The organism is Sphingomonas sp. ABOLE, from assembly GCF_003950455.1.
Classification (GTDB): Bacteria; Pseudomonadota; Alphaproteobacteria; order Sphingomonadales; family Sphingomonadaceae; genus Sphingomonas; species Sphingomonas trueperi.
Genome location: NZ_QQWY01000024.1, coordinates 25,466 through 38,548, shown reverse-complemented (window position 1 = coordinate 38,548; position 13,083 = coordinate 25,466). Strand labels below are relative to the sequence as shown.

General features: G+C 70.0%; 11 protein-coding genes. 9 read left to right on the top strand and 2 right to left on the bottom strand.

The genetic code is table 11. The annotated features are described in order from the left end of the window. Window positions 1-22: 22 nt before the first annotated feature. The 9 genes from tssC to CA234_RS15240 all read left to right on the top strand — a co-directional run bounded on the left by tssC (window position 23) and on the right by CA234_RS15240 (window position 12,403). The gene (gene tssC, locus CA234_RS15280; RefSeq protein WP_125974655.1) at window positions 23-1,516 is read left to right on the top strand and encodes a type VI secretion system contractile sheath large subunit; all 1,494 of its coding nucleotides are present in this window, start codon (window positions 23-25) and stop codon (window positions 1,514-1,516) included. A gap of 62 nt (window positions 1,517-1,578) precedes the next feature. Further along, window positions 1,579-2,064 (top strand): type VI secretion system tube protein Hcp, encoded by a 486-nt coding sequence (locus CA234_RS15275; RefSeq protein WP_125974653.1) that lies wholly within the window; start codon window positions 1,579-1,581, stop codon window positions 2,062-2,064. Between the two features lie 78 nt (window positions 2,065-2,142). Beyond that, window positions 2,143-2,952 carry a type VI secretion system accessory protein TagJ gene (locus CA234_RS15270; RefSeq protein WP_241213532.1) on the top strand — a complete coding sequence of 270 codons (810 nt, stop codon included), beginning with the start codon at window positions 2,143-2,145 and terminating at the stop codon, window positions 2,950-2,952. Next, on the top strand, window positions 2,949-3,479 hold the full coding sequence (tssE, locus tag CA234_RS15265) for a type VI secretion system baseplate subunit TssE (protein ID WP_125974651.1): 531 nt from the start codon (window positions 2,949-2,951) through the stop codon (window positions 3,477-3,479). The genes CA234_RS15270 and tssE overlap by 4 nt, the downstream gene beginning before the upstream one ends. Then, window positions 3,479-5,341, top strand: coding sequence for a type VI secretion system baseplate subunit TssF (gene tssF / locus CA234_RS15260; protein WP_125974649.1), 1,863 nt, complete (start codon window positions 3,479-3,481; stop codon window positions 5,339-5,341). The genes tssE and tssF overlap by 1 nt, the downstream gene beginning before the upstream one ends. Beyond that, on the top strand, window positions 5,305-6,348 hold the full coding sequence (gene tssG / locus CA234_RS15255; RefSeq protein WP_125974647.1) for a type VI secretion system baseplate subunit TssG: 1,044 nt from the start codon (window positions 5,305-5,307) through the stop codon (window positions 6,346-6,348). The genes tssF and tssG overlap by 37 nt, the downstream gene beginning before the upstream one ends. Further along, a complete protein-coding gene (gene tssH, locus CA234_RS15250) occupies window positions 6,345-8,972 on the top strand; it encodes a type VI secretion system ATPase TssH (protein ID WP_125974645.1) in 2,628 nt (875 codons plus the stop codon). The genes tssG and tssH overlap by 4 nt, the downstream gene beginning before the upstream one ends. A 2-nt stretch (window positions 8,973-8,974) precedes the next feature. Beyond that, on the top strand, window positions 8,975-10,675 hold the full coding sequence (locus CA234_RS15245; RefSeq protein WP_167712680.1) for a serine/threonine-protein kinase: 1,701 nt from the start codon (window positions 8,975-8,977) through the stop codon (window positions 10,673-10,675). 159 nt (window positions 10,676-10,834) lie between these two features. Further along, on the top strand, window positions 10,835-12,403 hold the full coding sequence (locus tag CA234_RS15240) for an aldehyde dehydrogenase (NADP(+)) (protein ID WP_125974641.1): 1,569 nt from the start codon (window positions 10,835-10,837) through the stop codon (window positions 12,401-12,403). Between the two features lie 70 nt (window positions 12,404-12,473). Here the strand turns inward: CA234_RS15240 and CA234_RS15235 are convergent, their stop codons facing one another. Then, window positions 12,474-12,758: a type II toxin-antitoxin system RelE/ParE family toxin gene (locus CA234_RS15235; protein ID WP_125974639.1), complete on the bottom strand. Its 285-nt coding sequence runs from the start codon at window positions 12,756-12,758 to the stop codon at window positions 12,474-12,476. Then, window positions 12,755-13,033, bottom strand: coding sequence for an antitoxin of toxin-antitoxin stability system (locus CA234_RS15230; protein ID WP_125974637.1), 279 nt, complete (start codon window positions 13,031-13,033; stop codon window positions 12,755-12,757). The genes CA234_RS15235 and CA234_RS15230 overlap by 4 nt, the downstream gene beginning before the upstream one ends. Window positions 13,034-13,083: the final 50 nt, after the last annotated feature.

The following is a 13,083-nucleotide window of genomic DNA, read 5'->3' as shown; positions in this document are numbered from 1 at the left end:
ATCCCGGATTCAGGAGGCACAGATGGCCCAGCAAGCAACGCAGCAGGACGATCGCGTCCAGCTGACGGAAGACGGCGCCGCGGACACGTTCGCGATGCTGCTCCAGCGCGAGTTCAAGCCCGGCTCGGACAGCAAGCGCGCGCGCATCGAGGAAGCGGTGAAGACGCTCGCCGAGCAGGCGCTCGCCGACGCCGCGGTGATCGGCGAGGACGTCTACATGACGGTCGACGCGCTCAAGGCGGCGATCGATCGCAAGCTCAGCGAGCAGGTCAACGCGATCCTGCACCATCCCGAATTCCAGCAGCTGGAGTCGGCGTGGCGCGGGCTGTGGTACCTGGTCGGCAACACGTCGACCGGCAAGGATCTCAAGATCCGCGTGCTCAACGTCTCCAAGGAGGAGACGCGCCGCCAGCTGCGCCAGTATCGCGACGCGGCGTGGGACCAGAGCCCGTTGTTCAAGCGCATCTACGAGGCCGAGTTCGGCCAGCTGGGCGGCCAGCCGTACGGCGCGATCGTCTGCGACTATCAGTTCGATCACAGCGGCCCCGACATCGAAGTGATGAAGGGGCTCGCCAAGATCGGCGCGGCGGCGCACGCGCCGTTCCTGGCGGCGGCGGCCCCGGCGCTGATCGGCATGGACAGCTGGCGCGAGCTCGCCAATCCGCGCGACATCGCCAAGCAGTTCGACGCTACCGATTATATGGCCTGGCGCTCGTTCCGCGCCTCGAACGACAGCCGCTACATGGCGCTGACGCTGCCGCGCTTCCTTGGGCGCCCGCTCTACGGCGCGAACACCGACCCCGTCGAGGAATTCGCCTTCGAGGAAGAGGTCGACGGCGATCACGACAACTATCTCTGGCTCAACGCCGCCTATGCGCTGGGCGTACGGATCACCGAGGCGTTCAAGACCTATGGCTGGTGCACGCGCATCCGCGGCGTGGAATCGGGCGGCACGGTGGAGGATCTGCCGACCGCGCTGTTTCCCACCGACGAAGGCGGGCTCGACGTGAAGTGCCCGACCGAGATCGCGATCTCGGACCGGCGCGAGGCCGAACTGTCCAAGGCCGGGCTGATGGCGCTGGTTCACCGCAAGAACACCGACCATGCGACCTTCATCGGCGCGCAGACGCTGCATGCGCCCAAGGCCTATGAGGATCCGGACGCGACGGCGAGCGCCAACCTCTCGGCGCGGCTGCCCTACATCTTCGCCAGCTGCCGCTTCGCGCATTACCTGAAGTGCATGGTGCGCGACTGGGTGGGCAGCAGCCGCGAGGCGCCGGTGCTGGAGCGCGACCTGCAAAGCTGGATCATGCAATATGTCGACGTCCAGCCCGACTTCTCGACCGAGGATACCAAGGCGCGCAAGCCGCTGAAGCAGGCGTCGGTCGAGGTGATCCCGGACCCCGAGAACCCCGGCTATTATCGCGGGTTGTTCCGCATGATCCCGCACTATCAGCTCGAGGGCATGGACGTGTCGCTGAGCATGGTCTCGCGGCTGCCCAAGTCCGGCAACTGAGCCGCGGGCCCGCCCAACCTCCCTCTTCCTCTCTCCCGCTTCAAACCCATCAAGGATGAATCATGGCTGTCGATATTTTCCTGAAGCTCGAAGGCATCAACGGCGAGTCGAAGGACGCAAAGCATCCTGCCGAGATCGACGTGATCGGCTGGAACTGGGGCATGAGCAATGTCGGCACCGCGCACATGGGCGGCGGTGCGGGCACCGGCAAAGCCAATTTCCAGGATATTACCGTCACCAAGTTCGTCGACCTCGCCTCGATGCCGCTGATGCTCAGCTGCGCGCAGGGCAAGCACATCACCAAGGCGACGCTCACGATGCGCAAGGCGGGCGGCGACAGCCCGCTGGAGTATCTCACCATCGTGATGGAGGAAGTGCTCGTCTCGAACATCCAGCACGGCGGCAGCAGCGGCGACGAGCGCACCACGGAGATGGTGTCGCTCAATTTCGAGAAGATGCACATGACCTACAAGGAGCAGACCAAGGACGGCACGGCCGGCGGCGCGCCCGAGTTCAAGTGGGACATCCTGAAGAACACCAGCGCCTGATCGGTCTTCGGGCGCTCCGCATCCGCCTCGGCATGAAGGCGCGGCGTCCCTTTTTCATCGACCAGCAAGAGAGCCAAGATGATGCCAGCCGATGTCGCGCAGGAACGGGCTATCGCGGCGCAGCTCGCCTCGGGCGATCTCGTCGCCGCGCGGCAGGCGTTGGCTGCCGTGGTGCGTAACGCCCCCGGCGACCAGCGCGCGCGGATGTTCCTGTGCCAGATGCTGTGCATCGACGGCGCATGGGACGGCGCGCGCAGCCAGCTCCGCGCGCTGGCGCAGCTCTCGCCCGAGGCGCAGATGCTGTCGGTCGCCTATGGCCAGGCGATCGAGGCGGAGCGGCTGCGCGCCGCGGCGATGGCGGGCGAGGAACGCGCGCCGCTGCTCGCCGGCGGCGAGGCCTGGGCGGAAGTGTTCGTCGATGCGCTCGCCGCGGTGGGGCCGGATGCGGGGCTGCTGCGCCGGCACGCGCTCGACGGCAGCCCCGATATGCCCGGCGAGATCGACGGCCACCGCTTCGACTATCTGTTCGACGCCGACAGTCGCTTCGGGCCGATGTTCGAGGCGGTCGTGGCCGGGCGCTGGGGGCTGATCCCGTTCGCGGCGGTCGCGGAGATCACCAGCGAAGGGCCGGTCGACCTGCGCGACCTGGTATGGCTCCCCGCCGAGATCCGCCTGCGCGACGGTGCCGGGATCGCCGCGCTGCTGCCGGTGCGCTATCCCGGCACCGAAGTGCAAGAGGAGGGCGCCCTGCGGCTCGCGCGGCGTACCGAATGGCACGAGGCAGAGGACGCCGTCCACGGCCTGGGCCAGCACCTCTGGACCACCAGCGACGGCACCGACATCGGCATCCTAGGCTTCCGCCGCATCCGCTTCGATCCCCAGCCATGACGCGGCGGATCAACCCGACGCTGTTCGACAAGCTTGTCGCCGATCTCGAGCTCGATGGCTTGCGCGACGAGTCGGTGGAGGTGCGCGGCATGGATCGCACCTCGCTGCGCTTCTACACCGTGCCCCGGATCGAGCGGTTCAACGAGGCCGCGCTCCGCACGACGGTGCTGCGCGAGCTCAACTGGCTGCTCAACACCATCTCGCTCGCCTCGGCCGAGGATCTCTCGGCGGCGCCCGAAGTGGCGAGTTCCGTCCTCAACTACGGCCTTGCCGACCTGACCGGCAGCCTGCTCACCCGGCCGGGCGTGCAATCGCGTGCGCGCGAGATGCGCGAGGCGGTGGCGCGGTTCGAGCCGCGGGTGGCGCGCGGCAGCCTCGAGGTCGAGGTCGATCCCGATCGCACCCGCGCCAGCAGCGTCGGCTTCGTGATCCGCGGCGACCTGGTGAGCGCGGTCGCCGCGCTGCCGGTCGAGTTCCGCTCGGACGTCGAGATCGAAACCGGCGCGGTCGCCTTCCGGGAGCAGTGATGGATCCCCGGCTCCTTCAGGCGTATAACGACGAGCTCGTCTATCTCCGCGAAACCGCGCGGGAATTCGGCGAGGAGCACCCGACCGTCGCCGGCCGACTGGGGCTCGACGCCTCGGGCGAAGTCGACCCGCACGTGGAGCGGCTGCTGGAGGGCGTGGCGTTCCTCGCGGCGCGCGTGCAGCTCAAGCTGCAGGACCAGTTTCCCGATTTCACCCAGCATCTGCTGCAGGTGGTGCAGCCGCACTATCTCGCGCCGACGCCGTCGATCTGCATCGCCGGGTTCGAGCCGCATGCCGGCGACGGGGCCCTGGCAGAAGGCGTCGCCGTGCCGCGCGGCACGCGTCTGCGCGCGCTCGCCGCCGATCGGGACAACTCCTCCGTCCAGTTCGTCACCGGCCATGCGGTGACGCTCTGGCCGCTCCGCGTGGTCGAGGCGGAGTATCTCTGTTCGCGCGCCGCCGTCGCGCCGTTCCTCACCGCGGTGGGGGCGGGGGAGACGATCGAGGCCGGCATCCGGCTGCGGCTGGGGACGACCGAGGGAATGCGGCTGGCCGATCTGCCGGTCGACGATCTCCCGCTCTATCTCGACGGGGCGGGCAGCGTGCCGGGCGAAGTGTTTCGCCAGCTGATCGGCGATGCCGTCGCCGTCGTCGCCCGTGCGCCCGAATCGGGCGCGGCCGGCGGCGTGCGCCTGCCGGTACCGGCGCAGCATGGCTTCGACGAGGCGCATGCGCTGCTGCCGAACGACCGGCGTTCGCACCGCGGCTATCGGCTGCTCGGCGAATATTTCGCCTGCCCCGAGCGCTTCCTGTTCGCCCGCCTCGAAGGGCTCCGCGCCGCCTTCGCCGCCTGCGAAGGCGAGACGTGCGACGTCGTGATCCTGCTCCGCCGCGCCGCGCCGGCGCTCGCCGGCGCGCTGTCCTCGGCCAATTTCCGGCTGTTCGCGACGCCGGCGATCAACCTGTTCGAGAAGCAGCTCGACCGCGTGCCGCTGCGCGGGTTCGAGCACGAGCATCAGGTGATCGCCGATCGCACCCGCCCGCTCAACTACGAGGTGTGGCGGCTGCTCGACGTGAAGGCGCATGGCCGCGAGGCGGACGATGTCCAGCCGGTGCTGCCGCTGCACGATTTCGCCGGGATGCTCTATGACTGGAGCGAGGCGATCTTCTACGTGCCGCGGCTGCGCTACCGGCGGCTCTCGACCCGCGAGCAGCGCGCGCGGCGGCGCGGTGACTATACCGGCACCGAGACCTGGATCAGCCTGACCGCCCCCGGCCGGCCCGATCGCATCGAGGAGATCGGCGAACTGTCGGTCCGCGCGCTCGTCACCAATCGCGAGCTGCCCGCGCTGGTGCGCGGCACCGGCGCGGCGCTGTCGGGCGAGGGCCTGCCGGTGCGCGCGATCACGATGCTGCGCGCGCCGACGCCGCCGCGGCCGCCGCTCGGCATCGGCGATGCGGCGTGGCGGGTGATCAGCCACCTCACCCCCAATTACACCGGCTTCGCCAGCGATCCCGACGGCAGTCCCGACGTGCTGCAGAGCCATCTCGCGCTCTACGGCCGCGTCGACGATCCGGCGCTGCGACGGCAGGTGGATGGGGTGCGCTCGGTCACCGCGCATCCCGTCTCGCGCCGCGTGCCGGGCGCGCAGCCCGGCTTCGTGCGCGGGCAGCAACTGTGCGTCACCCTCGACGAGGCGGCGTTCGAAAATGGCCGCATGTTCGTGTTCGGGGCGGTGCTAGAGCGCTTCCTGAGCGAGTTCGCCGCGGTCAACAGCTTCACCGAAACGGTGTTCGAGACCCTCCAGCAAGGGAGGTTGGCGCAATGGCCCGCGCGCATCGGCCGCCGTCCGACCATCTGAGCTATTTCGCCCGCGCCGCGCAGCAACTGCGCCGGCTGGGTCCGCTCGCGCTGCTGCGCGGGGCGGAGGCGCGTGCGCCGGGCCTGCCGCGGATCGGCGAGGCGAAGCTGCCCGCGCAGGACATCGCGACGCTCACCCACACGCCGTCGCTCGCCTTTCCCGCCGCCACGCTCGATGCGATCCGGGTGGAAGACGGCCGCGCGACGGTCGCCGGGCAATGGTTGGGGCTGACCGGGCCGATGGGGCCGCTGCCGCTCCATCTCAGCGAGTTTGCCGCCTATGAGCAGCGCTATTCGCGCACCCAGCCCTATGGCAGCTTTCTCGACGTCCTTGCCGGGCGGATGCTGCAGCTCTTCTACCGCGCCTGGGCGTCGACCAGCCCGGCGGCGAGCGCCGATCGCCCGGCCGACGACCGCTTCGCCGATCGCGTCGCCGCGCTGACCGGCGCGCAGGACGGCGCGCGCGCGGACAGCGCCTTTCCGCCCGCGGCCCGGCTGCGCCATGCCGCGCTGTTCGTATCGCCGCGTAGCCCGGCGGGGCTGCAGGATGCGCTCGCCGACCTGCTCCGCGTGCCGGTGCGGATCCGCGAGTTCGTGCCGCGCTGGCGTGCGGTCGAGCCGGAGGACGGCACGCGGCTCGGCGGCCGCTGCGCGGGACTGGGGCAGGATGCGATGGCGGGCGGCCGGGTGCGGACCTGGCAGGATGCCTTCCGCGTCGAACTCACCATCCGCGATCCGCGTGACCATGCCGCCTTCCTGCCTGGCGGCCAGCGCTATGCGCTGCTGGTCGCCGCGCTCGATGCCTTCGCGCCGCCGCATCTCGAATGGGACGTCGAACTCGCCGTGTCGGCCGAGGCGATCCGCCCGGCACGGCTGGGCGGCGGCGCCCGGCTCGGCTGGAGCGGCTGGACCGGGCGTGCGGCGCCCGGCGGCACCCGCGCCGATGCCAGGCTCGGCCCCAGCGCCCGGCGGCTCGCCCGCACCCTTTCCAAGGAGACCATCACGTGACGGAGATCAGCCGGTCGGCGCTGTTCGGACGCCTCAACCCCACCGCCCTCAAGGCGATCGAGACCGCGACCGGCTTCTGCCGGATGCGCGGCAATCCCTATGTCGAGCTGGTCCACTGGCTGCACGTGCTGGTGCAGGATGCCGGCAACGACGTGGCGGCGATCCGCCGCGCCTTCGCCATCGACGATGCCCGGCTGGCGGCGGATCTTTCCGAGGCGCTCGACCGGCTGCCGCGCGGTGCCAGCGCGATCTCGGACTTCGCGCCGCAGATCGAGGAAGTGATCGAGAAGGGCTGGCTGTTCGCCTCGCTGATGTTCGCCGCGCCGCGCGTGCGCACCGGGCATCTGCTGCTGGCGATGCTCAAGACGCCGACGTTGCGCGGGCTGCTTCACGCCACTTCGGCCGAATGGCGCAAGCTTTCCGCCGAGCGGCTGGGCGCCGACTTCGCCGACATCGTCCGCCACTCGACCGAGGCTGCGGGGACCGAGCCGGTGGCGCTGTCGGACACGCAGGCTCCGGCGACGGAAGAAAGCGCGCTGGCCCGCTACGCGGTCGACCTCACCGAACGCGCGCGTACCGGCGCGATCGACCGGATCGTCGGCCGCGATGCCGAGATCCGGCAGGCGATCGATATCCTGCTGCGCCGCCGCCAGAACAACCCGATCCTCACCGGCGAGGCCGGGGTGGGCAAGACCGCGATCGTCGAGGGGCTGGCGCGCCGCATCGCCGATGGCGATGTGCCCCCCGCGCTCGCCGAGGTCACCCTCCACGCGCTCGACATCGGGCTGCTCCAGGCTGGTGCGGGGGTGAAGGGCGAGTTCGAGAAGAGGCTGCGCGCAGTGATCGACGAGGTCGAGGCCTCGCCCAAGCCGATCATCCTGTTCATCGACGAGGCGCACACGCTGATCGGCGCGGGCGGCCAAGCCGGCACCGGCGACGCCGCGAACCTGCTCAAGCCGGCGCTCGCCCGCGGGCAGTTGCGAACGATCGCCGCGACCACCTGGGCCGAGTATCGCCAGTATTTTGAGAAGGATCCGGCGCTCACCCGGCGTTTCCAGCCGATCGCGGTGGGCGAGCCCGATATCGAGACCGCGATCGCGATGCTGCGCTCGGTCAAGCCGCTGATGGAAGAGCACCACCGGGTCGTGGTGCTCGACGAGGCCGTCGCCGCGGCGGTGCGCCTGTCGCAGCGCTATATCCCGGCGCGGCAGCTCCCGGACAAGGCGGTAAGCCTGCTCGACACCGCCAGCGCGCGCGTCGCGGTTTCGCAGCATGCCACGCCCGCGCCGGTGGAGGATGCGCGCCGCCGCATCGAACTGCTCGACGTGGAACTGGGCATCGCCGAGCGCGAGGCGGCCGGGCGCTATGCCAATGCCGGGCGGATCGCGCCACTGCAACAGGCGCTGGCTGAAGCCCGCGCGACCTTCGCCGCGCTCGAGCAGCAATGGGCGGGCGAGCGCGCGGCCGTCGCGGCGGTCGCCGAGGCACGCGCCGCGCTGGCGGACGGGGGCGACGCCGCGCTCGATGTCGCGCTTGAAGCCGCCGACGCCGCACGCGGCGACCGCGCGATGGTACATGGCGAGGTGACCGAGGAGATGGTCGCCGCCGTGGTCGCCGACTGGACCGGGATTCCCGTCGGGCGGATGGTCCAGGACGAACTCACCGCCATCCTCGAGATGGAGGCCCGGCTCCAGCGCCGCGTGATCGGGCAGGACCATGCGATGGCGGCGATCGCCCGGCGGCTGCGCACCAGCCGCGCGCGGCTCGACAATCCGGACAAGCCGGTCGGCGTGTTCCTGCTCTGCGGACCCTCGGGCGTCGGCAAGACCGAGACCGCGCATGCGCTTGCCGAACTCCTCTATTCGGGCGACGACAGCCTGATCACGATCAACATGAGCGAATTCCAGGAGGCGCACAGCGTCTCGACGCTGAAGGGCGCGCCGGCTGGCTATGTCGGCTATGGCCAGGGCGGGGTGCTCACCGAAGCGGTGCGGCGGCGGCCCTATTCGGTGGTGCTGCTGGACGAGATCGAGAAGGCGCATCCGGATGTCCACGAGATGTTCTTCCAGGTGTTCGACAAAGGCTACATGGAAGACGCCGAGGGCCGGTATATCGACTTCCGCAACACGCTGATCCTGCTCACCTCGAACGTCGGCACCGACCTGATCGCCAGCCTGTGTGAGGATGAGGAGACGGCGCCAGCGCCCGAGGCGCTCGCCGGGGCGCTGCGCCCGGCGCTGCTCCAGGTGTTCCCGCCGGCCCTGCTCGGGCGGTTGAGCGTTCTGCCCTATCTGCCCCTCTCGCCGGCGATGCTGCGGCAAATTGTGGGGCTCCAGCTCGATCGCATCATCCGCCGTGTGGCGGAGCATCATGGCGCGGCGCTGATCGTGGCGCCGGCGACGATCGACCTGATCGTGTCGCGCTGCGAGGAGGTCGCCTCGGGCGGCCGCATGATCGATGCGATCCTCACCAACACGCTGCTCCCCGATCTGTCGCTGGGCCTGATCGAGCGGCAGATCGCCGGCACGGCGGTGACGGCGATCCATGTCGGTGTCGACGGCGACGGCTTCACCTATCGCTTCGACGGCGACGGTGCCGACCTCCCCGCGCTGGCGGCCGAGTGAGCATGGAACCGATGCCCGACAAGGACGGGCCCGGCGACGATCGCACCGTCGTCGCGATCGAGCCCAGCGCGGGCGGGTCGCTGCCGGGCGCCGGCGGCGGCGGTCGCCGCGGCGCCAGCCTTGTGCCCGGGGACGTGCTCAACGGCATCTATCGGGTCGATCGCTTCATCGCGCGCGGCGGCATGGGCGAGGTGTTCGAGGGCATCAACGTCGAGAGCGACGAGCGCGTCGCGATCAAGGCGATCCGCAGCCACCTGGCGCAGGAAGACAAGATCATCGCGATGTTCCGCAAGGAAGCGCGCGTGCTCACCCAGATCGCCCACCCGGCGATCGTGCAGTACCGCGTGCTGGCGCGCGATCCGATGCTCGATCTCTATTACATCGTCACCGACTTCATCGACGGCGAGCCGCTTTCGGCGCACTTGGGGGGCTTGCTGCCGACGGCGGCCGAGATCGCGATCCTGGCGCGCCGGCTTGCCGCGGGACTGCTGGCGGCGCACGAACATGGCGCGGTCCACCGCGACATGTCGCCGGACAATGTGCTGCTGCCGGGCGGGGCGATCGAGCGGGCGAAGATCATCGATTTCGGAATCGCCAAGAGCCTCGATATCGGCGGCGAGACCGTCGTCGGCGAGGGCTTTGCCGGCAAGCTCGGCTATGTCGCGCCCGAGCAGTTCGGCGACTTCGGTCGCGATGTCGGTCCCTGGACGGACGTGTACAGCACCGCCCTGGTGCTGCTCGCCTTTGCGCGCGGCAAGGCGCCGGCGATGGGGAACACGCTGGCGGACGCGGTCGAACGCCGCCGCCAGCTGCCCGATTGCGACGGCCTGCCGCCGGCGCTGGTGCCGCTGCTCCGCAAGATGCTCGCGCCGAACCCCGCCGAGCGGATCCGCTCGATGGCGGAGGTGCTGGCGTTCCTCGACTCGCTGGTGCTGCCGGAGGAGGATGCGGCCGGCGCATCGCTTCCACCCGTCCCGGCGCCTGCCGTGCCGTCCGCCCCGGAAGCCGTGTTCGCGCCGGTGCGCGCGGTGCCGGCGCCCGCCGTCGCGGTTGCCCCGAAGCGACCGGCCGCCGCTCCCAGGCCCGCGCCTGCGCCGAAGCGGCGGCGCGGCAAGGGGATCTGGGCGCTCGCCGCGCTGCCGGTCGCCGGGGGCGCATGGTGGCTCGTCGCCGCACCCGCGTCGCATCCGCCCGCCGCTCCGCCGCCGGCAAGGCAGGTTGCGCGCACCGTCCCCCAAGCCCCTGCCGTGCCGCGTCCGTCGCCGGCGGCTTCGCAAGGCCCCCGCGTGGAAATGCCTGAACCGGCTTCCAGGGGCGCTGCGCTTCCCGTACCGACGCCGATCCCGGCGGCATCGCCCGCTGCGCTCCCGGCCGCCAAGCCGACGCCCGAGGCACCGGTGCCGGTGGCGCCCGTGCGCAAGCCCGAGGAGGATGCGGCGGGCAAACTCGTCGACTTGCAGAAGCTGGAGCGCAGCCACCATTGGCAGAGCAGCGGCGTCGGCGCCTGCTATCGCTTTACCGGCGACTGGAAGCTGATCGGCCATACGAGCAAGGCGGCTTGTGCGCTGACCGTGTTCTTCAACCAGTGCCACGTGAAGAGCGGCCTGTTCGGCCAGGTCGCGCTGCGCCGCAACGGTGCGCGTATCGAGGAACTGCGTGGACGAAAGTGGCAGGCGCTCTATGCCGATCGCCGCTGCGGCTGACGGCAGGGCGATCGGCACCGCAGCTTACTCCGACATTTGACGCGTGCCCCACTCCGTGGTTGAACCGCGCCTGCGCGGCCCCTAAGTCGCGCAGGCGGTCTTGGTACCGCTAACGCCCAGTTTCAGAATCATCCTCGTCGATCGGAGAGAGAGCTCATCATGGCGCTGACCGGAGAATTGTTCATCGCATCGAAGCGCGTCGCCCGCGACGCCGGCTTCCGCGCCGTTGCCGCCGCTACCGGCAGCGAGATCGAACCCAGCTTCAGCACGGCGACGCTGGAAGACGTCGACGCCGCCTGCGCTGCCGCCGAGGCTGCGTTCCTGCCCTATTCGAGCCTGTCGCGCGAGGAACGCGCCAAGTTCCTCGAAGCCATCGCCGAAGAAATCGAGGCGCTGGGCGACGAGCTGATCGAGCGCGCGATGCAGGAAAGCGGCCTGCCCCAGGCCCGCCTGCAGGGCGAGCGCGGCCGCACCGCCGGGCAGCTGCGCCTGTTCGCCAAGGAACTGCGCCTGGGCGACTATCTGCGCGTCCGCATCGATCACGCGATCCCCGATCGCGCGCCGCTGCCCAAGCCCGACCTGCGCCTGCGCATGGTGCCGCTGGGGCCGGTCGCGGTGTTCGGCGCGTCGAACTTCCCGCTCGCCTTCTCGACCGCTGGCGGCGACACCGCCTCGGCGCTCGCCGCCGGCTGCCCGGTGGTGGTGAAGGGCCACCCGGCGCATCCGGGCACGGCCGAGCTGGTCGCATCCGCGATCACCCGCGCGGCCGAGAAGACCGGCATGCCGGAAGGCGTGTTCTCGATGGTCGCCGGCACCGCCAACGAGCTGGGCAGCGCGCTGGTCAGCGATCCGCGGATCAAGGCGGTGGGCTTTACCGGCTCGCGCGGCGGTGGCCTCGCGCTGGTGAAGATCGCCCAGAGCCGTCCGGTGCCGATCCCCGTCTATGCCGAGATGAGCAGCATCAACCCCGTCTTCCTGCTGCCGGCAGCGCTGGAAGCCCGCGCCGAGGCGCTGGGCAAGGGCTATGTCGCCTCGGTGACGATGGGCGCGGGCCAGTTCTGCACCAATCCTGGCCTCGTGCTGGCGCTGGAAGGCCCGGCGCTGGAGCGCTTCCTGGCGGCGGCCAGCGAAGCGATGCTCGGCGCGCCGGCGCAGGTGATGCTCACGCCGAACATCCACAAGGCCTATGAGAGCGGCGTGGCGAAGCTCGCCGGCGTCTCGACCGTGCAACAGCTTGCGCAGGGCGTCGAAGCGCAGGGCCCGACCTGCGGCCGCGCGGCCTTGTTCACGATGCAGGGTGCGGACTTCATCGCCGATCCGAGCCATGCCGAGGAAATTTTCGGCGCGACCTCGCTGCTGGTGCGCTGCGCCAGCGTCGACGAGCTGAAGAAAGTCGTCTCGCTGCTCGAAGGCCAGCTGACCACCACGCTGCACATGGACGAGGGCGACGTCGCCGTCGCGCAGGAGCTGCTGCCGTCGCTGGAGCGCCTGGCCGGCCGCATCCTCGCCAATGGCTGGCCGACCGGCGTCGAGGTGACCGACGCGATGGTCCATGGTGGGCCGTTCCCCTCGACCTCGGACGGCCGCAGCACCTCGGTGGGTACGCTGGCGATCGACCGGTATCTGCGCCCGGTGTCGTACCAGGACCTGCCGGAAGCACTGCTCCCGGCTGATGTGCGCGATGGTACGGCTGTGCCGGCGCGGGTGGACGGCAAGCCGACCGTCTGAGGCTGTTCCTCGCTAAATCCCCCTCCCGCTTGCGGGAGGGGGATGGCGGGGCAGCGTTACAGCAGTTTATTCACAGCTCCAGCGGCGGCCATTGCCGCGCCGTGTGAATCACAGCGACGATCCAGATCGCGTCTTCGGCGATTTCATAGATCAATCGATAGCTGCGATGCGGGGTGAACTCGCGCGTTCCGGGCACGTCTGCCGGGTGTCCGAGCAATGGGAAATCCGCGAGTTTGGAGGCGAAATCACGAATCAACGTGTCGATGCGCACGGCTGCCTGTCGGTCGCGTGCGACGATATAGTCCCAGATCGCCGCGCGGTCTTGCTCCGCTTCGGTCGACCAGCGGACGTTCACTGGGCGTCAGTTACCCTTGCGCGACGTGCGGCGAACGCGGCTTCCACTTCTTCGTTGCTACGGCCTTCGCCCCGACGGATCGACGCGCGCGAAAGCTCCACCTTGTGGGTGACGAACGCGCGATAGGCTTCGGCATTTTCTTGCTGCTGGACGAACTCGCGCATCAGTTCCCGAACAACTTGCGAGGCGGGTCGATGCGCTGCCTCGGCCGCTGCCATGAACGCATCCCGCAAATCGGGTTCGAGTTTCATCGTGAACACGGCGGCTTTCGACATGGCAACCTCGTAAGCGATACTGACGAGGTATATACCATGTCGGAATGTCG